The 26,936-nt window shown below is 67.4% G+C and carries 18 protein-coding genes; 14 read left to right on the forward strand and 4 right to left on the reverse strand.

All coding sequences use genetic code 11. The features are described 5' to 3' along the window. Positions 1-51: 51 nt before the first annotated feature. Positions 52-315, reverse strand: a complete 264-nt coding sequence (locus ACFXJL_RS22330) for a hypothetical protein (RefSeq protein ID WP_384695006.1) — start codon at positions 313-315, stop codon at positions 52-54. Positions 316-635: 320 nt separating this feature from the next. On the opposite strand from ACFXJL_RS22330, the gene ACFXJL_RS22335 reads away from it, so the two are divergent. The 8 genes from ACFXJL_RS22335 to ACFXJL_RS22370 all read left to right on the forward strand — a co-directional run bounded on the left by ACFXJL_RS22335 (position 636) and on the right by ACFXJL_RS22370 (position 13,756). Then, positions 636-1,241 (forward strand): dihydrofolate reductase family protein, encoded by a 606-nt coding sequence (locus ACFXJL_RS22335; RefSeq protein ID WP_384695009.1) that lies wholly within the window; start codon positions 636-638, stop codon positions 1,239-1,241. 825 nt (positions 1,242-2,066) lie between these two features. Then, positions 2,067-2,507, forward strand: a complete 441-nt coding sequence (locus ACFXJL_RS22340) for a hypothetical protein (RefSeq protein ID WP_384695012.1) — start codon at positions 2,067-2,069, stop codon at positions 2,505-2,507. Continuing rightward, on the forward strand, positions 2,504-3,202 hold the full coding sequence (locus ACFXJL_RS22345; RefSeq protein WP_384695015.1) for a tyrosine-type recombinase/integrase: 699 nt from the start codon (positions 2,504-2,506) through the stop codon (positions 3,200-3,202). Before ACFXJL_RS22340 ends, ACFXJL_RS22345 begins: the two co-directional genes overlap by 4 nt. A gap of 563 nt (positions 3,203-3,765) precedes the next feature. Continuing rightward, complete coding sequence (locus tag ACFXJL_RS22350) at positions 3,766-10,056, forward strand: hypothetical protein (RefSeq protein WP_384695018.1); 6,291 nt, start codon at positions 3,766-3,768, stop codon at positions 10,054-10,056. Beyond that, on the forward strand, positions 10,028-10,738 hold the full coding sequence (locus ACFXJL_RS22355; protein ID WP_384695021.1) for a hypothetical protein: 711 nt from the start codon (positions 10,028-10,030) through the stop codon (positions 10,736-10,738). Before ACFXJL_RS22350 ends, ACFXJL_RS22355 begins: the two co-directional genes overlap by 29 nt. Before the next feature lie 1,302 nt (positions 10,739-12,040). Beyond that, on the forward strand, positions 12,041-12,457 hold the full coding sequence (panD, locus tag ACFXJL_RS22360; protein ID WP_384638194.1) for an aspartate 1-decarboxylase: 417 nt from the start codon (positions 12,041-12,043) through the stop codon (positions 12,455-12,457). Positions 12,458-12,545: 88 nt separating this feature from the next. Beyond that, positions 12,546-12,908: a GNAT family N-acetyltransferase gene (locus ACFXJL_RS22365; RefSeq protein ID WP_358881224.1), complete on the forward strand. Its 363-nt coding sequence runs from the start codon at positions 12,546-12,548 to the stop codon at positions 12,906-12,908. Between the two features lie 158 nt (positions 12,909-13,066). Further along, positions 13,067-13,756: an aspartate/glutamate racemase family protein gene (locus ACFXJL_RS22370; protein WP_384695025.1), complete on the forward strand. Its 690-nt coding sequence runs from the start codon at positions 13,067-13,069 to the stop codon at positions 13,754-13,756. Positions 13,757-14,174: 418 nt separating this feature from the next. Here ACFXJL_RS22370 and gndA read toward each other — a convergent pair whose 3' ends face one another. Then, positions 14,175-15,617 carry an NADP-dependent phosphogluconate dehydrogenase gene (gene gndA / locus ACFXJL_RS22375; protein ID WP_384695028.1) on the reverse strand — a complete coding sequence of 481 codons (1,443 nt, stop codon included), beginning with the start codon at positions 15,615-15,617 and terminating at the stop codon, positions 14,175-14,177. A 526-nt stretch (positions 15,618-16,143) separates the two neighbouring features. On the opposite strand from gndA, the gene ACFXJL_RS22380 reads away from it, so the two are divergent. Continuing rightward, the gene (locus ACFXJL_RS22380; protein WP_384695032.1) at positions 16,144-17,466 is read left to right on the forward strand and encodes a transglycosylase family protein; all 1,323 of its coding nucleotides are present in this window, start codon (positions 16,144-16,146) and stop codon (positions 17,464-17,466) included. Here the strand turns inward: ACFXJL_RS22380 and ACFXJL_RS22385 are convergent. After that, the gene (locus ACFXJL_RS22385; protein ID WP_384695035.1) at positions 17,347-18,429 is read right to left on the reverse strand and encodes a DMT family transporter; all 1,083 of its coding nucleotides are present in this window, start codon (positions 18,427-18,429) and stop codon (positions 17,347-17,349) included. The two genes, ACFXJL_RS22380 and ACFXJL_RS22385, sit on opposite strands and share 120 nt — an antisense overlap. Positions 18,430-18,637: 208 nt before the next feature. Between ACFXJL_RS22385 and ACFXJL_RS22390 the strand changes: the two genes are divergently transcribed. The 3 genes from ACFXJL_RS22390 to ACFXJL_RS22400 all read left to right on the forward strand — a co-directional run bounded on the left by ACFXJL_RS22390 (position 18,638) and on the right by ACFXJL_RS22400 (position 21,602). Continuing rightward, positions 18,638-19,384, forward strand: coding sequence for a (2Fe-2S)-binding protein (locus ACFXJL_RS22390; protein WP_384695038.1), 747 nt, complete (start codon positions 18,638-18,640; stop codon positions 19,382-19,384). A 116-nt stretch (positions 19,385-19,500) separates the two neighbouring features. Beyond that, positions 19,501-20,964 carry an SDR family NAD(P)-dependent oxidoreductase gene (locus tag ACFXJL_RS22395; RefSeq protein ID WP_384695041.1) on the forward strand — a complete coding sequence of 488 codons (1,464 nt, stop codon included), beginning with the start codon at positions 19,501-19,503 and terminating at the stop codon, positions 20,962-20,964. A gap of 455 nt (positions 20,965-21,419) precedes the next feature. Further along, complete coding sequence (locus tag ACFXJL_RS22400; protein ID WP_329025473.1) at positions 21,420-21,602, forward strand: hypothetical protein; 183 nt, start codon at positions 21,420-21,422, stop codon at positions 21,600-21,602. Positions 21,603-21,676: 74 nt separating this feature from the next. Here ACFXJL_RS22400 and ACFXJL_RS22405 read toward each other — a convergent pair whose 3' ends face one another. Next, positions 21,677-23,086, reverse strand: coding sequence for a lipase maturation factor family protein (locus ACFXJL_RS22405; protein WP_384695045.1), 1,410 nt, complete (start codon positions 23,084-23,086; stop codon positions 21,677-21,679). A gap of 422 nt (positions 23,087-23,508) precedes the next feature. Here ACFXJL_RS22405 and ACFXJL_RS22410 point away from each other — a divergent pair, with 422 nt between their 5' ends. Together ACFXJL_RS22410 and ACFXJL_RS22415 are read left to right on the forward strand one after the other, a co-directional pair. Continuing rightward, positions 23,509-24,630: a DUF6777 domain-containing protein gene (locus ACFXJL_RS22410; protein ID WP_384695047.1), complete on the forward strand. Its 1,122-nt coding sequence runs from the start codon at positions 23,509-23,511 to the stop codon at positions 24,628-24,630. 154 nt (positions 24,631-24,784) lie between these two features. Continuing rightward, positions 24,785-26,857 carry a SpoIIE family protein phosphatase gene (locus tag ACFXJL_RS22415; protein WP_358881215.1) on the forward strand — a complete coding sequence of 691 codons (2,073 nt, stop codon included), beginning with the start codon at positions 24,785-24,787 and terminating at the stop codon, positions 26,855-26,857. Positions 26,858-26,936: the final 79 nt, after the last annotated feature.

The raw sequence follows: 26,936 nt of genomic DNA on the forward strand, positions 1-26,936 counted from the left end.
AAGGCAGAGACGGCCGACGACCAGACCGTGACGCGCGGCTGACCCGTGCGCCTACGGAGTCCCAGATCCGATCGGACGTCTGGCCGCCGGGCCCGGGCGGCGCCTTGCGATCTCCGACCAGGCGCCGCCTTGCAGACCGCAGCGCAGGCCGTCGAGATGCTCCTCATCGAGGACCACAGCCGGATGAAGCTCGACGTCACGACGCCCGACGACCGCATCCATCGCCAGCAGCACCGACTGCTGCCCGTCCCCCGCCCCGAGGGACTGGGGCACGGCGTCGCAGGAGTTCAGAGGGCGAGTGGAGCACATCGGCATGCCGTGACGGTGCAGGGCGACCGTCCGGCAACGTCGAGTCGGTCTCAGCCACCAGCCTTGAAGCCGCACCCGCGACCACTTCCTTCCACCCCGCCTTTGGTGCGGTGCTCGCGGTGGAAGAGCTGGAAGGTACGCGGAAGATGGACACGCAACCCAGCGCGGTGTGACGTCGAGCTCACTCGGAGGAGTCCGTGGACTTGCGCCGGTTGCCAGGATTCGGCTGGCCCCTGGGCGGTGCACTCAGCCGAACTGAGCGTGACCGATGAATCTGTGACGTGAGGCCGGTCCACATTTGTGACACCCAAGGAAGGGACACCGCCATGTCGGAGCTTCTCGTCGACTTCATCACCTCCCTCGACGGCCATGCGTCGGGAGAGGGATGGCCCGGGTTCTGGGGCCTCGAAGGCCCGGAGTACCTCGCATGGCTCGGCAAGCAGCCCGAGCCCACCTACCTGATGGGAGCGAACACCTACCGCCTGATGTCGGGCTTCGCCGCGGGCGAGGTCCCGCAGGGCCAGGACGAGTTCAGGCCCGAAGAGGAGGCATCCGTCGACGAACTCACACAAGCGTCCAAGGTGGTGTTCTCCTCCTCACTCAAGGAGCCACTGACGTGGGCCAACTCCACACTCGTCCGCGACGACGCCGTCGAGTCGGTCCGCGCCATGAAATCGAGTGGCTCGGGGCTCCTGAGCACGATCGGCAGCCTCAGCCTGTGCCGGTCCCTGCTGCGAGCCGGACTTGTCGACCGCTTCCGTGTCGTCATGTTCCCGGTGATCACTGGAGCCACGGGCGAAGAACGCATCTACGACGGCTATCCGGACGTCGCCCTGGAGATGATCGAGCACCACACCTTCGACGGCCGCATCCAGTTGGTCGAGTACAAGCCCCGCGTGCTCGACCATCCACCGCTCGGCACCCCTGCGTGATATCGCCCCGACGGTGCCGCGCCTTCTCCCAGCGGCCACCGACGATCCGGTCGATCTCCAGTACCGCACCTCCCACAGGAGGCGTTATCGAGCGGCTACAAGGAGCAACCGCATCCGGCCCTCCTCCACCAAACAGAGCGATTCAAGCCGCTCCGTGCAGCCCTACCAACCGATGACCTCAAAGCGGGCCGGGCCGGAGGAGGCCGTGGCGGGTCTCGGCGCAAACGGTCGTCACCCTTCCAGGTCCGCCACGAACCTCCCGAGCTACCGACTCCCCAACAGCACCTTCCAGGAGGGTCATTGGCCCTGTGCCCAGGGACTCGTCAAGTACCTCGGGTGCGCACCCCCGTCGGCTGAACACCCACGACCTCCTCACAGGGCACGTGTCGGACGTCCGCCATAGCCAAGGCCCGCGGCACCATCGGGCGCCGTTCTCGTTCGCTGGCGGTGCTCGGCGTTGAGGGCGGTCGGCCGCTCCAGGCCCTTGGTGGTGCGTCAGGAAAGTCGGCAATCGGTCAGCATGAGTCCTGAAGAACCTAGGGAATGATGCCTGAACGTGCGACTCGCTGTAAGGTATTCAAACCGCCCTTGACCTGCAAAAACGCAGGCAGGGAGCCTAGTTCTGGGAGTACCTCGATGCTGCGCACGATGTTCAAGTCCAAGATCTAGCTATTTGGCGTTGCCGCAGGTCAGCAGCATCATGTTCCCCCCTCAGGTCAGCAACCGGTCAGTATGCGTCCCGGACGTGTCCCTGCTTGCTGACCTGCGACCTGCAGTGCGGCGCCTGAGCATGCTTCTTAGGCCGGAACGGATGGTGCACGACACATGGCCCGACAGCTCGCCCGCGGTATGGGTTCCTTCTTCAAGGGCTGCGGCTGCGCGAAGCCAACCCGCTGCCCCCACCCGTACTCGATCCGCTTCCGCGACGCGCTGGGCAAGCAGCGCGAGGAGTCCGGATACGCCACGCAGGATGATGCGATCGAACGCCTTACGCAGCTTTACGCGGTGAAGAAGACCACGGCGCCCTCCGTGGCGGCGGCCCGCCGTGAACTGGGTCAGTTGACGGTCGAGGAGTACGCGAAGCAGTGGCGTCCCCGACAGCTCAAGATGACGGACTACTCCACGGGAGAGCACGTCGACAGCTCGATCAACGTGCACATTGTCCCGCGTCTGGGATCGCGGAAGCTGAACTCGGTCACACGGATCGTGGTCGAACGGTTCCTGGACGAGATGGAGGGCGACGGAGTCGGTCGGGAAACCAGGTGAGCATATTGCGCGTCCTCAAGACGATCCTGCGGGACGCGTACACCAAGGGGGCCATGGCGGACGACCCGGTGAAGGGGGTCCAGGAGCCGGAGTACGTGCGCGAGCAGGTGGCGATCCCGGCCCTCGCCTACGTGAAGCAGGCGCTGCTGGTCGCCGACGAGGACCTCGCGTTGGAGATTGTCATGATGGCGGGATGCGGCCTGCGCAACGGCGAGGCGCGGGCGGTGAACGTCCACAATGTCGTGGCCCAGGACGGGTACCGGGTGCGCGAGCAGATCCACTCCAACACGCTGAGGCCGGCGAAGCGGAAGCACCGCAAGACGGGGGAGTTCCGGGAAGTGCCGCTGCCCCGGTCGGTGCGGGAGGCGATGGAGCGGTATGAGACCAAGCATGGCACCACGAAGGACGGCTACCTGCTGCGCGGCCCCGGCGGCTACTTCACCGAGGGCATGGAGCGACGTCGGGTGAGGAAGTTCTTCGCGAACCTTCCACCGGAGGAGGGTGTGGGCATGTACGGGTTCCGGCACTACTTCGCCTCGAACGCCCTCGGCAACGGCATTCCCATCACCGACGTGGCGGAGTGGATGGGCCACAAGTCCATCGAGGAGACGTACCGCACCTACCGGCACCTGATGCCGGGCAGCATCACCAAGGCCGCCCGGATCCTCGACGCCGGCCTCTGGGAAGCAGCCTGACGAGCGCGTACGTGCCGCATGGTCTACAAGGGCGAGGAGGTCTTCTTAAAGTCATCCAGGTGGCCCTGACCTGCAGGAATGTGAGCGATCAGGTACCTGGCCTGCGTTGATCCTTCTTTCGCGTTCTTTCAGGCTCGTACCCGCTTGGGTAGTCGATTCTCCCCACGCTCTCCCCAGAGCTGCTCGTGCTCCCCAAATTCTCCCCAGAGATGACCCGAGCTGCGGCCACAGGCGAGGGGGGAGCCAGTCCAACTCGGGCGCGGCCGTGTGCACGCTGAGTGGCTGCCGTAGGCAGGGCAGGAGCCTGTCTAAAGGTTCGTCGTCTGCCGGCATCGTCCGTGCTGAGGGCGATCAGCACGGTCTGGAGGACGGGGTCGGGGGTCGGGGTATCTGGCCCTGGCTTACTCCGCCCGCCTGGAGCCGAAGGCAGGGTGCGCCAGTGGATGCGTTGCCCGAGTCCGAGAGGGGTGGGTATTGTATGTGCGCTTACACCGTCTTGGTCTGCTGTGATGTGAGGAGTCCCTTGCCCCCTTCCATCGCTGTGAAGACTGTCGGGAGTGGGTATGCCTGACACCGATCTTCTGCGTGCCAGCCGGGATGGTGATCAGTTCCATTACCACTGGGCGGCTCGCCAGGCGCTGAAACTACTGCTTCCCGACGCCGATCTGACCGCGATCGCTGTCGAGGGTGTGTCGCCCGACGACACCCAGGGCGAAGCTGGCGAGGACGTAGTCGACATCGCCGAGTACTACGGTGCGACCGGCCTTCACGAGGCCAACCGTGTGGTGTACCGGCAGCTGAAGCACTCGACCGTACAGGCCGCGGAAGAGTGGACTGTGTCGGGTCTCTCGAAGACGGTCAAGGGGTTCGCGGAGAAGTTCAGGCAGATTCGTCAGGAGTCCCCGGGGCTCGAAGAGAAGGTGACCTTCGAGTTCCTTTCCAACCGACCGGTCCGCGAGTCCGTGCTTCGAGCGATCGAGGTCCTGGCTGCCCGTGGAGAGCCCGGTAAGTATGCGCACGAAGTCAAGTACCTCAGGCAGTATGCGGACTTCTCCGACGATGTAGCCGGTGAAGCCGCGTTCTTCAGTCGCCTGGAGGTGGATGCCACGGCCCCGGGCCTTCTGCGGCTCGAAGGGCTGTTCCGGCTGGACTTGACCGGTCTTCTTCCCGGTGCGCCGGATGTGCAGCCCCTGCTGCTGAAGGAGATGATCACCAGACGCGCGACCTCGCTCGAGGCGAACCACGTCGTTGAACGCTCCACGGTACTTGCCGCTCTCGGAGTTCCACCTGAGCATGTGCTGCCCGCGCCCAAGCTCATCGACCAACCCGGGCATGTCATCGTGACGGACCAGACTCGCGCGGTCGTCGACGACATCGTCGGACTCATCGGGCGGCCCGTCGTCGTTCACGCGGCCGGTGGCGTGGGCAAGTCGGTGCTCACGACACAGATCGAACCGAATCTGCCTTCCGGCTCGGTCGCACTCGTCTACGACTGCTTCGGAAACGGTGGGTACCGGCGTTCCAGTTCACCGCGCCATCAACATCGCCAAGGTTTGGTGCAGTTGGCGAACGAGCTTGCTGCGCATGCCCTTTGCGATCCGCTGATCCCGGTGGGCACAGCTCAGCCGGCCGACTACGCGAGGGCGTTCATGGCCAGGGTCCGGGGCGCTGCGGAGGCTGTCACGGCCTCCGCTCCCGGGGCGCTTCTGGTTCTTGTCGTGGACGCGGCTGACAACGCGGCGCTCATCGCGAACGACTGCGGGGAGCGGACCTTCGTCACGGACGTGCTGCGCGAGACGCTGCCGGACAACGTGCGGCTCGTGATGTTGTGCCGCAGCGAACGCATCGATCTGTTGAAACCGCCGCCCAACGTGCACAGAATCGAGCTCGAGGGCTTCGGCGTGGCCGAGTCCAAGCAGCATCTTGAGTCGGTACTCGGGCCGGTCTCGGAGGCACAGGCGGCCGAGTTCCATCGGCGTACCGGCGGCAACCCTCGGATCCAGGCCCTCGTTCTGGGTATGGCCTCGGACATCGAGTCCTGTCTGGTCTCTCTCGGGGAGGCGAGGCAGCACCCCGACGGCTCCCTCTTCGACGAACTCCTCCATGACATGGTGGACCGATGCAAAGACGCCCACCACCTGAGCGCGGAGATCGACCGTCTGTGCGAGGCCCTGGCTGCGCTACGGCCGAGGTTGCCCGTCAAGGTTCTGACCGAGCTGTGCGGAGTACCGGCCGCCCTCGTGCACAGCTTCGCGGCCGATCTCGGACGCCCGCTCCTCGTCGACGGTGACACGTTGCAGTTCCGTGACGAACCGACCGAGACCTGGTTCCGGACGAAGTACCGTCCCACCGGCAGCTCCCTGATCGATTTCATCGACCGACTGACCCCGCTCGCCGCCAACGAACCGTACGTGGCTGCCAGTTTGCCCCAACTGCTCTGGGAGGCCGGCCAGGTCGACACCCTCGTCGAACTCGCGATGACCGACGGCGCCCTACCCGAGGGCGATGACCTGGAACAACGGGAGATCGCCCAGCAACGGGCCCAGTTCGCTCTCAAAGCCACACTGCGCGTGGGAAAGGAGTGGGAGGCAACCCGGCTGGCCGTCAAGGCCGGCGGCCTGGCCGCCGGCCACTCCCGCCGCCTTCAACTGCTGCGGTCCAACACCGATCTGGCGGGGCAGTTCCTGGATGCCGTCACGATCGAGGACATCGTCGCGAACCGCAGCCTCGTTGGCGACTGGCCCGGTTCCAATCTTCACTGCGAGGGCGCCCTTCTCTCGTTCGCTGCCGGCCAGACCGACTTCGCCCGCAGTCGGCTGCGCAGCGCCTCGGAATGGCTCGGGGCATGGGTGCAGCAGTCGGACGACAACGATGCGAACCGGCACAGAGTCACCGCGACGGATATTGCCGAGGTCGCCTTCGGGCTTCTCAACACCGACGGTGTAGAAGCATGTGTTAGCCATCTTGCTCGGTGGAGCCCCAACTGGGTGGCCTTCGAGGCCGGACTGATCATCGCCACCCGGCTTGCCGACTCGGGTCGCACCGAGGATCTGGAGGCTCTCGGCCTTGCGGCCGTGTCCTTGAAATACCTTCAGCTCGCGGTCGCTTCTGCCGCCTGGCAGGCCAACTTCGTCTGCCAGGCGCCCCTTGCGCGGCGCTTGGTGAGAATGCTGAAGCGCCAGCGCCGATCCGTCTCCGTTCGTCGGCACCCGGGATACTCCGCAGAGAACAAGGAGCTTCCAGCGGTCGGTTGGATCGTCGCGATGGGCCTGCGCCACGGACTTCTCTCGGACGGGGAAGCCGAGCGGATCCTGCGGCTGAATCTCCCGGGCGACCTGGGTAGGGGAGCCGGAAGCCGCTGGGGGCGCGGCACCGACACGATCACGCTGCTGTGCGGCTTCGCGTTGCTGTCGAAGATCCGGAGACAGCCCTTCGACGCGGACGAGTTCGCCGGCGAAGACGTCCGGGAAGCGCGAAAGAAGCCGCACACGTACTCAAGTACCGCAAACGACCACAAGCGGAATGTCGTGCCCCTCGGCGCCTGGGCGAGCCTGTGGATCGACTGCCTCGTCGGAACCGCCAGCGACACGGAAAGTCTTTTCCCGGAACTCGTACCCCCTACCCCGTCCCACCGGACCCTTGAGGAGGTGCCCCACTTCCTGCACAGAGGCATTGCCGGGCTCGGCGTCCGGATCCTAGCCTTCGGCTCGTCCGAGGGAACGCGCCAGCAATTGCTCGACTGGTACCGAAGCGCGCAGCGGCACCTTCCTGATGGGGTCCTCATCGACGCTGTCCGAGCAGCGGCTCCTGTCGATGAGTTGCAGCACATCGCCGTCGAGCTCGCTGAATCCGTGGCCGCTTCGCTCGACGCGGCTAAGGAGAGTGCCGAGTACAAGGCGGAGCAGATGGTGAAACTTACTCGCGCCGTCCAGCGATTCGACAGAAGCGAAGCTCACGCTTACTTCACCCAGGCGATCGATCTGACCGACCGCGTGGGCGACGACGTACACGCGTTGTGGCGGGCCTTCCTCTCCGTCGCCCGCCGAGCATCCGACGGCAATCACGACGACGACCGTCGTGCCTATCGCGTCGCCCAACTCACCGAAAGCCTGGAACCCTACCTTGGGGACGCAACGAATCACTCCGAGGTACTGGCCGCCATGGGCCGCTTGAGCGCCGCGACCGCGACGACCGTCGCCTCCCGCTGGCGCGACCGCCGCTTCTGCTCCGTGGGCTCATTCATCCAGGCACTGCTCGACGCAGAGGCCGGCCCGCTCGCTCCGTCCGCCGTTGCCGCCGCAGCGCTGGTGCCGTTCGACGAGCACCGCGTCGATGAACTCCGTCTCGTCGAACGAGCACTGCGCGAGACTCCGCGAGACGGTGAGCGTATCGCTGGAACGTTGGGACAATTCCTACGGCCACGACGCTTCAGCAGCGCATCCTTCGAACACCTCGACCGGACCGCCGCCGAACTGGACGTCGACATCTCCGGAACAGTGTTCGCCCCTGGCAAGCGCCACATCGCCTTCTCCGCATCGGGCGGTTACAGCTCGGGCCGATGGACCCCGGACAATGAGCAGGACGCAGCGCGAGCGGCTCGTGCACGGCAGGCTGAGGACGCTCTGGCAGAGTGCGACTTCTCCACCGCCGAAGGCTGGGAGCAGGCCCGCCACCTCGTTCGCACGTCCGACCACCTGCTGTATATGGAGCAGGTCATAGCCCACGCAGTAAGGGTGCCCCTGCGTGAACTTGACGACATGCTGGCCGCGTTCCAGTCCCATCCCAACCTCGACGCTTTCGCCTACGCGCAGATGGTCAAGAGGCTGGCTGCTCTGCCGCTGCTGCCACGAGCGGCGCGCCAGCAATTGAGGCATCTCGCGAACACGGCCGCGACCCGGTTCAGTCGGGAGCTGACCACCAAGGTCTACGACCCCATCGGCCTGTCCGAACTCGCTCGTCTGGCCGACGAGCGCGATGCGGATCTGCTCTCGACGGCTCTTCGAGAACTCGGTTCGCAGTCGGCCGTGCTTCCCCCCGAGGAGTGCTATCACCTGGCAGCTCGACTTGCCCCACGCCTTACCGGTCAGCAGGCGCAGGCCGTCCTCGACGACTTCGGCACCATGCTGGCTGACCTCTGCCCCGAGGATTCGGGCGACGGTGGGTTCGCCGACCTTCCCACTGGGCCGACCGGAGTTGTGGAGTGCTTCGCAGGCTATCTGTGGGCACTCCTGGGTGACCCCGAGCAGGACGTCAGGTGGCGGGCCGCACACTGTGTCAGGCTCCTGGCCGAACTCAACTGCCAAGAAGAACTTGACGCCCTCCTACGATTCGCGCTCGGCACGATCGATGTGACTCCGTTTCATGATACCCGTCTGCCTTTCTACGATCGGCACGCCCGTCAATGGCTGCTCTTCGCCCTCGCGCGGGCCGCTCAGAACCCCGCGACGCATCGGACACTTGCAGAGTTCGAGCCCTTGCTGCGGAGAGTGCTCTTCGACGACGGACCGCACGTTGTGATGCAGGAGAGCGCGAAAAGGATCTGTCTGGCCCTCGCCTCGTCCCGCCCTGAGATCCTGAGCGCAGAGGAGTTCGCCACCGTACGCGAGATCAACATCCCGACGGAAATCCTCACTGAGTCGTGGGAGGAACGAGCAGCAAGAAATCGAAGCCGTATGGAGGACGAAGCCCACGAATCCGAACCGAGCGACTTTCGCTTCTTCTGGGATTTCAAGGATGACTGGTGCAAGCCCCTCGGCGAAGCCTTCGGGGTCTCCGAGGAGACCGTCATAGGTCTCGCTGGGCGCACGATCACGGACACCTGGCGGCTCCCCTACCGCGGCACCCACGAGGACGACCCGCGCCACACCCTCAGGCTGTACAAGGACGGGAGCACCTTCGCCTACCGTACGACCCGGCCGGACGCCGACGACCTGGACTTCTACCTCACGACTCACGCCCTGTGGACCGTGGCCGGGGAGTTGCTCAAGGTACATCCCGTGTACCGGGAGAGCGAGGCGGACATGGACCTGTTTACTGACTGGCTTCGTGATTTCCGCGTCACTCGAGACGACGGCAGGTGGCTTGCCGACCGACGGGACCCCTCTCCGCAGAGCGTTTTGAGAGGAAAGAACGAATCCCCGGACGCCGACTGGGTCTGGCGGCTGAACAGCAGGCACTTCAGTGAGCGTCTCGTGGCGGGTGGCGGATGGGTCACAGTCTGGGAAAGCTCCGATGACGCGGGATATGAAGCTGAGCAGAGCGTGTTGATCCGTAGTGCCCTCGTCACTCCCGAGAGGGCCAGGGCACTGGTACTTGCCCTGCAGACAGCCCCTTCGTACATGGGCTACCGCATTCCCGATGCCAATGACAGCGACTACCAGTTCGACGTCCAAGGTTTCCGGCTCACCGGTTGGGTCGTCGATCCTGACGGGCGTGAGGGGATGGATAGTAAGGATCCGCTGGCCGCAGGGATCAAGTACCCGCCCTATACACCTTCTGATGAAGTCATCGATCTGCTAGGGCTGGAAGCGGACGCAGATATGCGCGAATGGACTCGGGCTGATGATATCGCTCTTCGTAGCACCTGCTGGGACGATACTTCTACGACCGGTTCGGACCGTGTGACGGGTACTCAGGGACGGCGGCTGGAAATTCAGCGGGACGCCCTTCAAGAATTGCTGGCTCTGGCCGAACAGAGCATGATCGTCGAAGTGATGATCGACCGCACACACAAAGACCACAAGCAGAGCTACACGACGAGGTCCCGCCAAAGCGATGACGAATCCCTCCCCCCACACGAACGGTCCTACAAGATTTACCTCTTCGATGACTCCGGAAGATGCGGCGAGCTTTGAGCGGACCCTCGAACTTGGCAAGGAGATCGCCGACAGTCTCTCTGAGAGTGATGTCCTGGGCCGCTGGATGGCCCACCGCATCGGTGACTTGATCGTGCAGGCGGAGGACGCCACGGGAGCAGAGGCGGATGGCGTTCGTCGCGAAGCGACGACCGTCATCCTCGCACTCTGGGACCACCGGACGGTATTCCCATCCCAAACTCCACCGCTGCGCGCGTTCGAGTCCGTGTTCAGGGCATTGGAACGACTGGGCGAGCCCCAGGACCGCTGGAGCTTTTACCGGATGTTCCCGTATGGGAGTGAACCCAGTGAGGACGACATGGCCGGAGCACCACTGCTTCGGGTGGCGCTGAGCCTTGAGGAGACCGTCCGTGGGGTGGTAGGTGAGATTGTCGCGCTTGCTGCCCAAGAGGCCGACGATAAGGAGGCCAAGTGGTTGAAGCTCTCGGAGCATCTCGAACCGGACGAACAACGAGCGGCGCGGGACGCCTTCCTTCGGCTGGCGCACACCCTCAAGGCGTACACCGATGGTGAAGATGGCGATCCCGCCGCACGCACAGGGCTCCCGAAGCTGATCGCTGCTCTGCAACGTGCCGAGTCGCAGCTCGCAGAAGCTCGGCGGGCCCTCGAAGACGCTCTGCCCGCGATGCCGTCGGAGGGTGAACCCGACGGGTCGGTGTGAGGGTAGGGGCCTTTTTGACGCCAAAGAGGCGCCGAGAGGCGTAAACGCCGCTACTGCCCCAAGGACGGATCCGGTCCGAAGTCGGCGACCTGCATGGTGGCGGATCCACCGGGCGGGCTGTTGAGCACCCTGCGGACGCGCACGGGATGCCGGAGTCGTGGCAGCGGACTGCTTCGTGATAGCCGGCGTCGGGGAGGTCCATCCAGACTGTGCGACTGCGTCGCTGGATGAGGGCTTGGACGCCCACCCTGCGTGTCTCGTCGTTCGGATGTCGGTTCAAATGGGTGCCCAGACCGAAGATCACGTTCTCGCGGCTGTAGACGCTCGTCTTGAGCTGATCGGACACCCGCTCCACGATCGCGATGGCGCCGTGGTTGAACTCGGCCGATGCGGTAGCCCTCGTCGGTGAGGGCGAGAAGGGAGTCGCGACCGCCTGCCAGGGCCTGGGTGTACTTGAGTGCGCCCCAGTGCTCCGCTAGTCCCCGACCCGCACCCCGCCATGACAGAGCGGTGGCCCGGGCGAGGGAGTGGAGCACGTCCCAGAGGGTCATTTCGAACTGCCGGGACAGCTCCGTCGGCAGGATCGGGACGAGGGCGGGCTTCCGGCGGAGCGGCCCGTTCTCGTTCTCCTTCCGCCTCTCGTCGTCCGCTGCGATGGCGGCCTTCACCTTTCCGACGAGCGCGTCATCGGAGTGCACGGAGACGTTCGAGGGCTGAGTCAGGTCCTGGAGCACTTCCTCGGTCGGCTTCAACAGCTCTCCTTCACGGTGCGCGGGCGGTTCGCCATCGGGCTAGACCCTACGGAAGGGAGGAGCGGCGCACGCGAGTGCGCAGGGGCATGTGACTTTGGCTTCGTGCCGGGCGGGCTGGCGTGGGCGCCTTGGGCCCGCCTTGTGAGTTCCGCGCTGCCGAGGGGCCTCGGGCGGGTGGCAGGCAGCGAGCTGGCTTTTGAGCGGCCGAGCGTCGACCGGCTGATAGCCGAAGGAGCCGTGTTCCGTGAACCGGAGCGATGCCGTGCTCGACAGGGCGGTGATGTGCGTGCGTCGTCCGTGTGTGCAGAGTGGCCTCCCGCTTACCTGATAGATCATCAGGTAAGTCAGCATCCGGTCAGCATGAGTCCCCTCGCGTTCCGGGACGGTCGCCCCAACAGGCGCCGATGCGAAGGGAAACCTCAGGCGGGAAGCCGTCGAGTCAGGCCGGAGCGATGTTCCTCACAAACATCGTTCGAGCGTGCCGGTGTACAGTCGAGACCGCCCTTGACCTGCACAAAGCAGGCAGGGAGCCGTCTCAGAGGAGTTCACAGTGCTGCGCACCATGTTCAAGTCCAAGATTCATCGTGCCACCGTTACCCAGGCCGATCTGCACTATGTCGGATCTGTCACCATCGATGCCGAGCTGATGGCTGCGGCCGATCTACTGCCCGGCGAGTTGGTGCACATCGTCGACATCACCAACGGTGCGCGGTTGGAGACCTACGTCATCGAGGGCGAGCCGGGGTCCGGGGTCATCGGTATCAACGGCGCGGCAGCCCATCTGGTGCAGCCGGGAGATCTGGTGATCCTCATCAGCTACGCCCAGGTCGACGACACCGAGGCGCGGGCGCTGGTTCCCCGGGTCGTCCATGTCGATGCCGACAACAGAATCGTGGAACTGGGTACGGACGCTTCTGCACCCGTACCCGGCAGTGACACCCGACGCGGGCCCCACGTCCTCGTCTGACCCCGCCCGGTGATCGCCCTGGTGGCGTTCATGGATGAGGATGGAGTCGTCCTGCTGTGTCCATGTATCGGAGCGAGGAGCGCCCACCATGTCAGAACAGCGCCCGGAACAGAAGATCGACATCCGTGACAACAGGAGCCGGGGCCTGTTGGAGGCGTACGACACGGACCGGGTAGCCGGCCGTATCGCGTACTTCACCCTGGCCGGGGCGCCCGCCGCGCTGGTCGCCGTGCACACCGTGGTCGAGCCCGAGTTCGAAGGGCGGGGGATCGCGGGCGCCCTGGTGCGCGAGTTCTATGCGATCGCGGCTCGGGAAGGCGTCCCGGTCGTGCCGCTGTGTCCGTACGCGGCCAAGTGGGCACTGCGCCATCCCGACGAGGCCCCCGAGGCGCCGGTGGAACTCGTCACCGCGGCCAAGGAGCAACTGCGGTCCAATCCGCAGATGTGGTGAGTCCGGAGACGGGATGAGCCCTCAGGGGGCTGACAGCCTCGGGCGTTCGCCGTGGGCCGCTGTCAGGGGCGGCCCATCGCTGCACGGTGTCGTCGTCATCGGTGTGCCCGTGACAACCGCTTCGTTGCGCCGGGACGGGAGTGGTTACGCTGCGAACCATGATCGCCCTGCTGCACACCTCCCCGGTCCACGTCCCGGTCTTCGACGCACTACGCGACCGTGACCACCCAGGTGTGCAACTGCTCCACATCGTTCGGGTTGATCTGTTGGACCGGGCGGTCAAGGAAGGGCCCGACGCCGTGGCGCCTGCGTTGGTCGAAGCGCTCACCGAGGCCGTAGGCCAGGGGGCGACCTCGGTGCTGTGCACCTGCTCGACGTTGGGCGCGGTCGCGGAAGCAAGCGCCGCAGCGGTGGGTGTGCCAGTGGTGCGGGTCGATCGACCGATGGCAGCCGCTGCGGCGAGGATGCCTCGTGTGGCTGTGGTCGCCGCCTTGGCCAGCACCGTCGAACCCACCGTGGCGCTGATCCAGGAGGAGGCCCGAGCCCTGCCTGTAGGGCGGGGCGGCCGGGACCCTGATGTGTGTTCCGTTGTGGTCGAAGGGGCTTGGGAACGGTTCCTGGACGGGGACCGCGAGGGCTATCTCGATTCCGTGGCGGCTGCTGTCGATGCCCTGTGCGCCCCCGATGCCGATGCCGACGCCGATGTCGATGTCGTTGTACTGGCCCAGGCGTCCATGGCGGACGCCGGCGGACGGGTCCGGACGGCCGTTCCCGTGCTCTCCAGCCCCCGGTCCGGTCTTCGGGGCGCAGTGGAGGCCGCTCGGGCGCATCGAGGCTCCTCGACCTGAGCGGAGGATGGTGACCCGTGGGGCGCTTCGGGCCCGATCTGCTGGCCGTGACCGTACGCGATCGGCCGGGGCCCCAGCGGGCGAGGGGTGTGCGCCCCGCAGGCGGGGGAACGCGGATGGGGAGACAGTGGGAACGCATGACTTTTGCACCATGGAGGTCTGGCATGACCCAACCACCCGTACCGCCTTCACCTGTGCCCAGTCCGGGGCCGCCCGGGCCGGACCCGGGGCCGCTGCCCGGTCCCGTCCCCCGTCCGACGCCACCACCCGGACCCGCGCCCGACCCCATTCCGGGGCCTCCCACCCCTAGCCCTGAGCCCCGGCCACCCGAGCCGGAACCCGCTCCGGGGCCCATCTGAGCTGCGGATTCCTGAGGGTGGTGTCCCGGACCGGGAGGTCTGGACACCACCCTTTCGCATCACTGCACTGCGACTTCCGAGCGATCGCCGCCCCACAGCGTGTGATAGACCCCTTCCCGATCGGTCCGTCGATAGGTGTGGGCCCCGAAGAAGTCACGCTGTCCCTGGGTCAGGGCGGCGGGCAGACGGTCCGCCCGCAGCGCGTCGTAGTAGGCGAGCGCGGCGGAGAATCCGGGAGTGGGCACACCATCCCGTGCGGCCGTCGCCACCACCTCGCGCCAGTCGCCCTGCGCGGCCCCGATCTCGGCGGCGAACTCACGGTCGGACAGCAGGCTCGGCAGATCGGGCCGTCCGTCGTAGGCGATGCGGATCCGGTCGAGGAAAGCGGCCCTGATGATGCAGCCCGCACGCCAGATGGAGGCGACCGTACCGAGGTCGACATTCCACCCGTAGGTGTCGCTGCCCGCTCTGATCTGCTGGAACCCTTGCGTGTACGAGACGACCTTCGAGGCGTACAGAGCCTGCTCGACGCGTTCGGCGAACCGTTCGGCGTCGCTGCCGCCCAGCGCCTTCGGTGTGGGCCCCGGTAGCTCCTGCGACGCCGATCTGAGCTCCGCGTGGCCGGAGAGCGACCGGGCGAAGACGGCTTCCGCGATGCCCGAGACGGGGACACCGAGGTCCAGGGCGATCTGCACGGTCCAGCGGCCGGTGCCCTTCTGCTCGGCCTGGTCGAGGACGACGTCGACGAATGGCCTGCCCGTTGCGGCGTCCGTGTGGGCGAGGACCTCCGCGGTGATCTCGATGAGGTAGGAGTCGAGCCGGCCGGTGTTCCAGGACCGGAATGTCTCGGCGATACGTGCGGGGGAGTAGCCCGCGACCGAGCGCAACAGGTGGTACGCCTCCCCGATCAGTTGCATGTCCGCGTACTCGATGCCGTTGTGGACCATCTTCACGAAGTGGCCCGCGCCGTCCGGCCCGATGTGCGCGACCGTGGGCGCACCGTCGGGTGCCTTGGCCGCGATCAACTCCAGTAGCGGTCCGAGCGAGGCGTACGACTCGACCGATCCGCCCGGCATGATGCTGGGGCCGTGCAGGGCACCCTCTTCTCCACCGGAGATTCCGGTGCCGACGAAGTGGATCCCGCGCCGCCGCAACTCCTGCTCCCTGCGTCGGGTGTCGGCGAAGTGGGCGTTGCCACCGTCGATGATGACGTCGCCCTCCTCCAGCAGTGGGGCGAACTCCTCGATCACCGCGTCCGTGGGCTCACCCGCCTTGACCATGATGACGAGTCGTCGCGGGCGTTCCAGGGCCGCGACGAAGTCCTCGGGTGACTCGGCTGCGACGAAGGTGCCCTCAGTGCCGAATGAGTCGACCAACTCACGGGTTCTGGCTGCCGTCCTGTTGTGAACGGCGACGGTCAGGCCGTTGCGGGCGAAGTTCCGGGCGAGGTTGCGTCCCATCACCGCGAGCCCGGTGACGCCGATCTGGGCCGTTCCACTCATCTGTGCGCTCCTCGATCTCGGAGATCCCGTCCGTGACTTCGGTCACGCACCGATCCTGCGGGACTCGGGCGGTGGCCGCACTCCGGCCCGGAGGCCGGACGGGTGGCGATGCACCGTTGCCACTCGGCCGCAAGGGGGGATGGGACAAGGCGCCTGGGCCCGCTCACCGCGATGGTTTCGCCTGGCGGGGGCGTACGCCCGCCGTCCCAACTGGTCTGTGCAGCCACGGCCGAGACCTCTGGCAGACCACCTCGGACCCGTAGAGACGGACCGCGGCAGCCACCTTTCGGGTAGGGAAACTGCCCTGACCAGCATCCCTTTGTGCGAGGCGGCAGCTCATGGGGACGCTGCTCGTCGGCATCTTGTCCGGGCCCGTTCCGTGCGGGCGCTTGATGCTCTCCCGCCCCCTCTGCCTCGGTGCGCCCGGACTGAGCCCTTGTCATCACCCATATGGAGCACTTAAGTTGACCATTTGAACGTGATCCTTTTGTGACCTGACCAACTGTTCAGTGGGGGAGTCCTGTCCATGGCCGCAACCGGTCGGCACCGCCGATATCAGCCGAGCCGTATCAACCGAGCCTCCCTCACCGTGACCGCGAGCGGTGCGGGAATGGCCATTCCCCTGATGGGAGCGGGCACCGCCGAGGCCGCCTCCGTGGATGTCTGGGAGAAGGTCGCGGCGTGTGAGTCCACCAACCAGTGGACGATCAACACGGGCAACGGCTACTACGGCGGTCTTCAGTTCTCCCAGTCGACCTGGGAGGCGTACGGCGGTCGCGAGTACGCCCCGCGTGCCGACCTCGCCAGCAAGGCCCAGCAGATCGTCGTCGCCGAACGGGTCCTCAAGGGACAGGGTCCTGGGGCATGGCCCACCTGCTCGGTGCGCGCCGGTCTCACCCGCGGTGGCGAGGCCCCGCAGACGACGCCCGAGCGCCGTGAGTCGACTGAGCGCAGCGAACGCGCGGGGTCGCAGAGCGAGCGCACCTCGCCCAAGCAGGGCACACCCAAGCAGGCCACGCCCAAGCGGGCGTCGACGCCCGCGGCGCAGCCCAAGGCCACTCCGACGACGGTTCCCACCCAGCGCGAGGGCTACACCGTCACCCAGGGTGACTCGCTGTCCAAGATCGCGAAGAAGGAAGAGGTCAGAGGCGGCTGGCAGCGGCTGTACAGCCAGAACCGGCCCGTCATCGGCTCGGATCCGGACATGATCCACCCCGGGCAGCGCCTCATCCTCCGCATCCAGGCTCCGACCAAGGAGCGCCAGCAGTCCCCGGGGCTCGACAAGACCCCCGACAGGGCCCCCGACAAGACGGAGAAGCGGCAGACCACCCCGCGTCCTGCGCCGAAGCAGCAGACGCCCAAGCAGCAACCGCCGAAGAAGCAGGCGGTGAAGGTCAAGAAGCAGGAGACCCGGCCGGCGAGCGCCAGCAAGCCGGCCCGCACCTCCACCTTGAGCTCGCCCATCGACGCACCGACCGGTACGCCCTACCGGAAGTCGGGTTCCGCCTGGTCGAGCGGCTACCACACGGGAGTGGACTTCCCCGTCGCCACCGGCACTTCGGTGAAGGCGGTCGCATCGGGCCGGGTCATCTCGGCGGGCTGGGCCGGCTCCTACGGCTACCAGGTCGTCATCCGGCACCACGACGGCAAGTACAGCCAGTACGCGCACCTGTCCGCCCTCAGCGTGCGTGCGGGGCAGGAGGTCGGCAGCGGCCAGCGGATCGCCCGCTCAGGATCCACCGGCAACAGCTCGGGACCGCATCTCCACTTCGAGGTTCGCACGGGTCCTGGGTACGGTTCCGACATCGACCCCCTCGCCTACCTCAGGTCGGGCGGCGTCTCGCTCTGAGACCAGCGGCGTACGGGGCTGGGGCCCGGTGGGCGGACCGAACACCACGGTCTGCTCGACCGGGCCCGCGTCGGGATCGAGTTCCGCAAGAAGCTCCTGAGGTGCCGCTGACTCGGCCGAGGGGTCGCCCTTGCGCCCAGCGGACAGCCGTTCCGTCGTCAGCAGGATCAGACCGCTGGTGGCCAACGCGCCGAAGCCGAGCGCCAGGACCGTACCCAGTGCGCCGTAACGGAAGCCCTCGCCGAACATGGTGATGCCCACGGCGGCTGCCACCACCGGGTTGACGACCGTCACCGTGGCCAGCGGGGCGGCGAGCCCCGCACCCCGATAGGACGCCTGCGACAGCAGCAGGCCACCGATGGCCAGCAGGCCGATCAGCGCCAGGGTCGGCCATTGGACCAGCGGTCTGGCCCACTCCCAACTCATCGCGACCGTCTTGGTGAACACCGAGGCGATTCCGAAGGCCACGCCGGCCGCCGCGGCCAGCAGCACGCTGCGCAGCACGGGCCGGTGGATGGTCTGGGCGACCAGGAAGATCAGGGCGATGGCCCCGAGGGTGGCGGCGGCGAGAACCCCGCGCTGACCGGTGCCGAGGGTGTGCGATCCGGCGTCTCCGGCCAGGGCCAGGAGGCCGGCGAGTCCGACCGTCGCCATCAGGGCGCCACGCCAGGCGGTGGCCCCCGCCTTGCGCCGGACGAAGAGGGCGGCCATCGGAAGGGCGAAGACGATCGTCAGGGCGCCCAGGGGCTGCACCAGGCTCAGCGGACCGTAGGCCAGCGCCACCACGTGCAACAACGCCCCGAACCCGTTCAGAGCGACGGCGAACCACCACCCTGCGTGGTGCAGGGGGGCGTACGGCCGGGCAGGTGTGGCTGCGGCGACATGCTCCTGCATGATCGCCCCGGCCGCATAGGCGACCGCGGAGACCAGCGAGAGGAGCACGGCCAGCATGAGGGAACTCATAGAGACCACGATCTCTCTGTTCGGCGCTCACCGCGTCGTCCTTGAGCAGGCAATTGGACGTACTGCCGACGGAGTACGAGCGTAGGCCAAAAGTCCCATGTGCGATGGTTGAGCAGGTCAGAGGGGGTGGGGAAATGTCAGACAATCCTCCCGCGCTGAGCATGACCACGGGTAACCACTAAGGGGTGACGGATTGCATACGGGGCGCATGGATCTCGGGGAACTCAGTTCGATCGGTGGATTCTTCGCCCTGCGGACCTTCGATGCGTCGACGTCCGGGGCGCACGGAGTGCCGACCTCGGCTCCCGAGGGGCCCGGAACCCCGCTGGCCAGGCTCTATGCCGGGGACGATCACCTCCTGGCCGGCCGTGTCGACACGGTCGAACGCGCACTGCGTACGCCCGAGCGCCGGATCGCGGTCTCTATTGCGCAACTGGGTCTGGCGGCCCGACTGTGGTCCATCGCCGTGGGCTCTGCCGCACTGTTCGGCGAACTACCCGTACTGGACCCCGACCAGCTGTACTGGGCACCGGACCGCGGTACCCCCGACGACCTCTGGCTGCACACCCCGAGCGCCCCCGCGACCGTCAGGACCGTGCCGGGCACCCCGGCCCTGATCCAGGCCACCGTCCGCGTCGCCCATCTCGAACCGCTCGCCGACGCGATCTGCCGGGACACGTCCGTCGCCCGCGGGCTCCTGTGGGGCAACGCGGGCTCGGCGCTCGCCGGAGCCGGGCGCCAACTCGACACCTGGGCCCGCAACGCAGGCCGGATCGACGTCGCCGAACGGGCCGCCGTCCTGGTCCGCGAACTGCTGCGCGAACCCCCGCTCGTCGGCACGGTCCGCGGGCCCGCGCTGCGGCGAGCCACGTGCTGCCTCTACTACCGGGTTCCAGGTGGTGGGCTCTGCGGTGACTGTGTCTTCGACCACCCGCCCGCCCGGGCGGTGCGCTGACTCCGGCTGGCCCCCGGGTCCGAGCCGGAAGCGCATTTTGCCGTCACCCTTTTGCTCAGTAAAGTTGCGCTTTTGAAACCCCCAGCGTATTGAGCGATTGAGGAACGACTGCGGTCATGACGGTGACAGAGGACAGCTTGGTGTACGGACCGGGCATCGACCCCGAGCGGCTTGCCGTCTGCCTCAGCGTGCTCGATGAGCTGGACAAACTAGACGTCGACCACCCGGACGCGATCATCGTTCGGCGCGCCACGGCCGGCATCTACCGCACGGTCAAGCAGCGCCGCCGTCAGGAACGCCGCGCCGCCAAGACCGCTCACGACAAGGCGGTGACCGAGGCCACCGCCACCGGTTCCGCCGACCGCATCGACGACGAGACCGAGGGTCTGCTGCCCTCGTCGTCCACCACGGGCGAGATCGCGGGGATACTCCAGCGCCCCCGTTCCTGTTACATCTGCAAGACCCGCTACACCGAGGTCGATGCCTTCTACCACCAGTTGTGCCAGGCGTGCGCGACCGAGAACCGCGCCCGTCGCGATGCCCGGACGGATCTGAGCGGCAAGCGCGCCCTGCTCACCGGTGGTCGAGCCAAGATCGGCATGTACATCGCGCTGCGCCTGCTGCGGGACGGCGCCCACACCACCATCACCACCCGCTTCCCGAACGACGCCATCCGCCGCTTCAAGGCCATGCCGGACAGCGACGAGTGGATCCAGCGCCTCAAGATCGTCGGCATCGATCTCCGTGACCCGGCGCAGGTCGTGGCGCTCGCCGATTCGGTGGCCGCCGAAGGCCCGCTGGACATCCTGATCAACAACGCCGCGCAGACCGTGCGCCGCTCGCCGCAGGCGTACCGGGAGCTCGTGGTCGCGGAGAGCGCCCCGCTGCCTGCCGGCGTCCTCCCGCCGGCCGAGGTGATCGGCACCTTCGGCAGCGGTGCGGTGGAGTCCGTGGCGGCGCTCCCCTCCGCTGGCGGTGAGGGGCTGACCGCCGCCGATGTCACCGGGCTCGCCCTCGTGTCCGGGTCCGCGACGCCGGCCAGGATCGAGGCGGGCACCGCGATCGACGCGGGCGGTCTCGTCCCCGATCTCCATGACACCAACAGTTGGGTGCAGACGGTCTCCGAGGTCGACCCGGTCGAGCTGCTGGAGGTCCAGCTCTGCAATTCGACCGCGCCGTTCATCCTGATCAGCCGGCTGCGGTCGGCCATGGCTGCGGCAGCCGCCCCACGGACGTACGTCGTGAACGTCTCCGCGATGGAAGGCGTCTTCAGCCGCGGCTACAAGGGTGCAGGTCATCCGCACACCAACATGGCCAAGGCGGCCCTGAACATGCTGACGCGCACCAGCGCCCAGGAGATGTTCGAGTCCGACGGCATTCTGATGACCGCCGTGGACACCGGCTGGATCACTGATGAGCGCCCGCACCCCGACAAGATGCGGCTGGCCGACGAGGGCTTCCACGCCCCCCTCGATCTGATCGACGGTGCTGCCCGGGTCTACGACCCGATCGTTCGTGGCGAGGCGGGCGAGGAGCTCTACGGCTGCTTCCTCAAGGACTACGCGCCCGCCAACTGGTAGCCGGATCGCCGCCACCGCTCTTCGGAGGAGTCCACTCCGGATCCTGTCGACCACTCCTGTGAAGCCCGGTCCGTCCCCTTGTGGGAGGGGCCGGGCTTTTCACTCCACTGGCGGATGCCCCGGACCCGGCGCCGGCGTGGACCACGGCCCAGCGCTGGGTTGGCCGATGCCGATCCCGATTACTCCATCCGGGTTTTAGTGGCGCACGTCACCATGGCCGCAAGTTCCATAGCCATGTGGTTTGTTGGCCTGAAATAAGGAGTTGAGTGAGCCCCATCGAGCGGCGTTTCGCTCATTTGGTTAGTCTGATGGGCACGGACGCCACCAAAGGGCTCACAAAAGCCCCTTGACCGTCCTGGGACAGGTCTGCAACCAGGCCGCGGTCCCGCCCTCGTGCCGGCGCCACCGCGACCGAACCGCCCCCGTCCCAGTTACGCGACACAGAGGAGTGCGCGGTGACATCTGATCTCAAACCCCCTAAGAATTACGACAAGCGTCCGCCGGAACGAGCGGCCGGTCGGGCAGTGCGGCCCGACGAGCTCGGCAATCTCGAAGTGTGGGCGCGATCCGCCCCGATCCGGCTCGCTGGCTACGAGGAAGACCTCGCGGAGCCGCACATCCTCCAGGGCATCGACTGATCGAATCGCCCATAGCGTGCCCCCCTGCCCGATCGGGCAGGGGGGCACGCTGGTGTCGGGACCCTTGTGGTGACTCATTCCAGGCGCGTCGGCGGCAGGTACTCCCGGACGAAGTCCCGGTGCCACCACGCGCCCGTCTCCCTGCGCTCAGCCCCGGTCGTCAGTCGGTAGCGGTACAGGCGCGCCCGTACCCATGCCGGCCGGGTGGTGGGAAAGGGGTCGTGCCCGAGCAGGCGCAGGGCGTCCCGGTCGCCGGCCAGCAGCCGTTCGACGAAGGGGCCGAACCAGGGCCGGGCGTAGGCGGGGGAGAGCGCGGCGAACCACATCAGCCAGTCGAGGCGCAGATGGTACGGGGCGAACTGCCGCGGTAGTCGGTACACGTCCGTGGGCTTGCCGCGGAAGCCGTACTCCCGCCACCGCGTGCCGTGGTGCAGGACCGTCTCGTCCGTTCCCTCCACCACCACCTCGTGGCGCACCCGGCTCACGGAGCCGAAGGCGCCGTAGGCGTTGACCAGGTGGAGGGAGTCATAGGACCGGTTCATCTGCTGTCGTCGGGAGAGCAGATTGAGCGCCGGACGGTAGCTCAGCACGAGCAGGACCACGGCGATGGCGATCACCGTGATCTCGTACCAGAGCGGGCCGGTCGGCAGGGGTTTCGGTGTGGCTTTCAGGAGTGAGCCGTCCACGGCGGTGAGGGCGAGCGCGATGGTCAGCCAGTTCAGCCAGGCGAAGTTGCCCGACAGGACCAGCCAGAGCTGGGTGATCACGATCCCCACGGCGGCTGCGGTCGCCACGGGCTGGGGGGTGAAGAGGAGAACGGGCAGGACGAGCTGTGCGATGTGGTTGGCCGCCACCTCCACCCGGTGGAGCGGTCGTGGGAGGCGATGGAAGAACCAGCTGAGTGGGCCGGGCATCGGCTGGGTCTCGTGGTGGTAGTAGAGGCACGTCAGATCGCGCCAGCAGCGATCGCCGCGCAGCTTGATCAATCCTGCTCCGAACTCCACCCGGAACAGGACCCAGCGCAGCAGGAAGAGGACGAGTACGGGTGGCCCGGTCCGCTCGTTGCCGAGGAACACGGCCAGAAATCCGGTCTCCAGCAGGAGCGATTCCCAGCCGAAGGCGTACCAGGTCTGACCGATGTTGACGATCGACAGATAGAGCAGCCAGAGCACGGCCCACCAGGCCATCGCCACCGGCAGCGGCAGTCGGTCCGCCGCACCGAGGACGAGGGCTGCGGAGAGCGCGACACCGGCCCAGGAGCAGACGGCGAACAGTCGGTCCGAGTAACGCAGCCGGAAGAGACCGGGGGCGCTCCGCCATGAGGTCGCCCGCAGATGGGCGGGCGCGGGGAGCATTCCGTCCGTTCCGATCAGCGCGCGGAACTGTCGGGCCGCGGTGAGGAAGGCCACCAGGTACACCGCGGCCAGTACGCGTTGGAAGAGCAGCCGGCTCCACCAGTAGTCACCATCGACGAACCACGCCATCGCTCAGTATCGGCCCGAGCGGCCGAGTCGTGGCGCGATCACATCCGCCGAACGGCCGAACGGTCGAACGGTCGAGCGTCGGGCGTCGGGCGTCGGGCGTCGAACGACCGTGGTTCACGGGCGACCGCTGACTGCGGACCGCCGACCTGCGCCAACCGCCGTTGATCTCCGTTGGTCTCTGCTGATCTCCGTTGTGAACGGTGGGGCTCCTGAGCGGCTCCCCGGCGCGGTTCAGGATCCCCGTATGGCTGCGAACACGGTTCAACCGGATCCGAACACGGTTCGATCGGACCGATGGGGAACGCGCTGAGGACCTCAAGCCCGTCCGGAGTGCGCCCCCACCCGTTTGAGCGCGTTCCGGTAGCGCTCCCGTCGGGAGTCCGGCAGAACTGGTGAGTACAGCGAGGGTCTAGTGGCGGGAGATGTCCGTGCGTTCCGTGCGTCGTCGATGGTCAGCGGCCGTTGTCCTGTCCGTCGCGCTCTCCTGTGGACTGCTGATCGCAGGGTGCGGCGGGGACACCCTGGCGGCGTCGGAGCCGGACGAGGAGGTGTTCCTCCAGGCTGCCGCGGCCCGGGGGCCCGATCCGTACACGGAGTCGACCGCACGGGCGATCACATCGCCCGCACCGCAGCCCCCGGCCGCCGGGGGCGGTGACACCCGGTTGAGGGGGCAGACCCTGCGCACCCTCTCGGGCTCCACTCCTGGCCTCTACGGGGGCATCCAGTCCATCGGCAACTGCGATGCGGCCCGACAGACCACCCTCCTCCACGCTGATACCGCAAAGGCCCGGTCATGGGCGCGTGGCGCGGGAATCTCACCGACCGCCCTGCCGGGGTTCATGAGCGAACTCACTCCGGTGGTGCTGCGGGCCGACACACGGGTCACCAGTCATGGGTATCGGGGCGGCGCCGCCGCTCGCTATCAGGCCGTGCTCCAGGCGGGCACAGCGGTGCTGGTGGACCGCCAGGGCACCCCGCGTGTGCGCTGTGCCTGCGGGAACCCCCTGCGTCCGCCGATCGCCGCCAAGGGCGCCGTGGTGCACAAGGGGCGGGCGTGGGCCGGCTATGAGCCGGACCGGGTCGTCGTGGTGAAGCCCGCGGCGCAGACGATCGCCAGCCTGGTCATCGTCGATGTGGTGTCCAGCACCTGGATCGACCGGAAGACGGGCAGCGACGGAGAGTCGGACAAGAGCCCCGAGGTGCTGCCCCCCGTGACCCCGGACGACATCTACACCTATCCTCCGGTGCCCGACCCGTCCGAGTCCGCATCCGAGGCACAGCCGGACGACCCGACCGCATCCGACGAGGTGACCCCACCGGACGCTCCCACGCCCACGGACTGTCCTCCCGTGCCCGACACCCTCGACCAGGTGACGCCGGCGCAACCGTCGCTCTGCCCGGATCAGCAGCCGTCCGAGCCGGATGAGCTTCCGAGCGAGCTCCTGCCGCCGCCGGTCGACCCGGATGTGCCGCCGGAGGACGTCCCGTCCGACCCCGAGTCGCCGGTGGAGCAACTGGTGGCACCGGACACCTTCACCGGTTGAACGAGGTGGTGCTCGGCGGTGCGAGGGCGCAGAGGGTCGGGTGCTCGATGACCTCCCGTTAAGCACCTAACATTAGAAATCTCAATAAAGCGGGCATATCAATTTAATTGCCCAATCAGTCGAAGAATCTGACAAATGATGACAGAGTGGCTCCATGGTTGATCGGGCAGCGGGTGCCCTGTCGCTTCCCGACGACTGGCCGGTCGGCCCCGATCTGAGTCTGTCCTTCAATCGCATGGGCAGCTTCGACTGGGACCTGGCCAGCGGACTCATGCATCTGGACGACTCTGCGCTCCAGGTGCTGGAACTGCGGCCTGGTGACTACGACGGCTACCGGGCGAGCCTCACCGACCGGATGCCGGCGGAGGACGCCGCCCGGCTGGACTCCCAGGTGGCCCAGGCGCTCAAGAACGGCAATGAGAACTACGGCGTCTACTTCCGCATCCGTCGCCGTGACGGCGGGCTGCGCTGGACCCACACCCAGGGGTGCGTGCGCCGGGACGAGAACGGCCGCCCCGAGCGGATCATCGGCATCGTCCGCGACGCCACCGAGGAACTCGCCGACTCCGCCGCCCGAGCCGACGCGGACGTCCACCGCAGACGGCAGACCAGTGTGGTCGAGTCCACCACCGCGGCGCTCGCACACGCCCGAACCGTCCAGGACGTCATCGACGTCCTCACCGCCTCCCACGGCCTGGAGCACTTCGGAGCGGCCAGTCTGGTGATGGGGCTGCTGGAGGCGGGCGGTCGTATCCATCTGGTGGCCGAGGGGCCGACGCACGCCTTCATCCCCGGCACCCGCTGGACCCGGGTCGAGGACGAGTACCCGATGAGCGAGGTGGTACGGACGCTCGCCCCCCGCTTCATCGAGTCCCAGGCCGACTTCGCCGAGTCCTACCCGGTCCTCTGGCCGCACCTCGAAGGACTCGGCATCGTATCGGCGGCCTATCTGCCGCTCATCGCCCAAGCCCGTCCGATCGGCGCGCTCGGCCTGCTCTACAGCGACCGCACCGGCTTCAGCTCCGAGGACCGCAACGTCCTGGTCGCGCTGGGCAGCAGCATCGCGCAGAGCGTCCAGCGCGCCGTCCTCTACGACCAGGAGCACGATCTCGCCGAAGGGCTCCAGCAGGCCATGCTGCCGCGCCGGATCCCCGAAGTGCCCGGCGCGCAGATCGCGGTGCGCTATCGATCGGCACGGATCGGTCGGGACATCGGCGGGGACTGGTACGACATCATCACCCTCCCCGGCGGCCGGGTCGGTGCGGTCATCGGAGACGTCCAGGGGCACGACACCGATGCGGCAGCCGTCATGGGACAACTGCGCATCGTCCTGCGCGCCTACGCGGCCGAGGGTCACACCCCGGCCACGGTGATGGCCCGGGCCTCGATCTTCCTCCACGAGTTGGACACCGACCGCTTCGCGACCTGCCTCTACGCCGAAGCCGACCCGGCGACCGGTGTCGTCCAGGTGGTGCGTGCCGGACATGTCGACCCCCTCCTGCGTGACACGGACGGAAGTTGCCGCAGGCTCCCCGTCGAAGGGGGGCTTCCACTGGGGCTCTCGGCTGAGTTCGGGCGGCTGGAGTACCCCGTCAGCACTGTTGAGTTGGACCCGGGGCAGACCCTGATCCTCTACACCGACGGCCTGGTCGAACAGCCTGGCGCCGACCTCGACGACGGGATGCAGATGCTGACCGCCCTGGTGCGCAGCGGCCCGAGCGACCTCCAGCGGTTGGCCGATCACCTGTGCGAGGTCGTGGACGAACGCGGCGGTGAAGATGATGTGGCGATCCTGTTGCTGCGCCGTCGGGGGACCGTCACCCCTCGCTCGGGCGGCCGGCTGCAACAGAGCGTGGCGCAGAACGAGCCGGAGGCGCTGCGCTCGGCCCGGCACATGGTCCTCTCGGCGGTGCGTGCCTGGGGGGCGCGGGAGCGGTCCGACGAGATCGAGCTCGCGGCCGATGAGCTGATCACCAATGCCCTGATGCACACCGACGGCGGAGCGATCGTGACCGTCAGGGTGTTGGTGGGACCGGAGCGGCGGCTACGGGTGGAGGTCGAGGACCGCTCCAGCGCGTTGCCACGGCGCAGGGAGGCCGACCTGTCCGGAGTCTCCGGACGGGGCTTGCTCCTCGTGGACCAGTTGGCGGACGCCTGGGGAGTGGAGTCCCGCGGTACGGGCAAATGCGTGTGGTGCGAGTTCACCGTGCCGGATCGGCTCGACTGAATGCTCTCCCCGTCGGGCTCGGCGGACGGTATGGCGGCGGAGCGGCGTCGATGGGGGTGATGGCCGGCGGTGACGTCCT

Origin of the sequence: Streptomyces sp. NPDC059256 (assembly GCF_042753785.1) — a bacterium.
GTDB lineage: Bacteria > Actinomycetota > Actinomycetes > Streptomycetales > Streptomycetaceae > Streptomyces.

Bases quoted from the DNA above. Each gene is read 5' to 3' on its own strand.
- ACFXJL_RS22330 (WP_384695006.1), bottom strand. From the start codon at position 315: ATGCCGATGTGCTCCACTCGCCCTCTGAACTCCTGCGACGCCGTGCCC.
- ACFXJL_RS22335 (WP_384695009.1), top strand. From the start codon at position 636: ATGTCGGAGCTTCTCGTCGACTTCATCACCTCCCTCGACGGCCATGCG.
- ACFXJL_RS22340 (WP_384695012.1), top strand. From the start codon at position 2,067: ATGGCCCGACAGCTCGCCCGCGGTATGGGTTCCTTCTTCAAGGGCTGC.
- ACFXJL_RS22350 (WP_384695018.1), top strand. From the start codon at position 3,766: ATGCCTGACACCGATCTTCTGCGTGCCAGCCGGGATGGTGATCAGTTC.
- ACFXJL_RS22355 (WP_384695021.1), top strand. From the start codon at position 10,028: ATGACTCCGGAAGATGCGGCGAGCTTTGAGCGGACCCTCGAACTTGGC.
- ACFXJL_RS22365 (WP_358881224.1), top strand. From the start codon at position 12,546: ATGTCAGAACAGCGCCCGGAACAGAAGATCGACATCCGTGACAACAGG.
- ACFXJL_RS22370 (WP_384695025.1), top strand. From the start codon at position 13,067: ATGATCGCCCTGCTGCACACCTCCCCGGTCCACGTCCCGGTCTTCGAC.
- gndA (WP_384695028.1), bottom strand. From the start codon at position 15,617: ATGAGTGGAACGGCCCAGATCGGCGTCACCGGGCTCGCGGTGATGGGA.
- ACFXJL_RS22380 (WP_384695032.1), top strand. From the start codon at position 16,144: ATGGCCGCAACCGGTCGGCACCGCCGATATCAGCCGAGCCGTATCAAC.
- ACFXJL_RS22385 (WP_384695035.1), bottom strand. From the start codon at position 18,429: ATGAGTTCCCTCATGCTGGCCGTGCTCCTCTCGCTGGTCTCCGCGGTC.
- ACFXJL_RS22390 (WP_384695038.1), top strand. From the start codon at position 18,638: ATGGATCTCGGGGAACTCAGTTCGATCGGTGGATTCTTCGCCCTGCGG.
- ACFXJL_RS22395 (WP_384695041.1), top strand. From the start codon at position 19,501: ATGACGGTGACAGAGGACAGCTTGGTGTACGGACCGGGCATCGACCCC.
- ACFXJL_RS22405 (WP_384695045.1), bottom strand. From the start codon at position 23,086: ATGGCGTGGTTCGTCGATGGTGACTACTGGTGGAGCCGGCTGCTCTTC.
- ACFXJL_RS22410 (WP_384695047.1), top strand. From the start codon at position 23,509: ATGTCCGTGCGTTCCGTGCGTCGTCGATGGTCAGCGGCCGTTGTCCTG.
- ACFXJL_RS22415 (WP_358881215.1), top strand. From the start codon at position 24,785: ATGGTTGATCGGGCAGCGGGTGCCCTGTCGCTTCCCGACGACTGGCCG.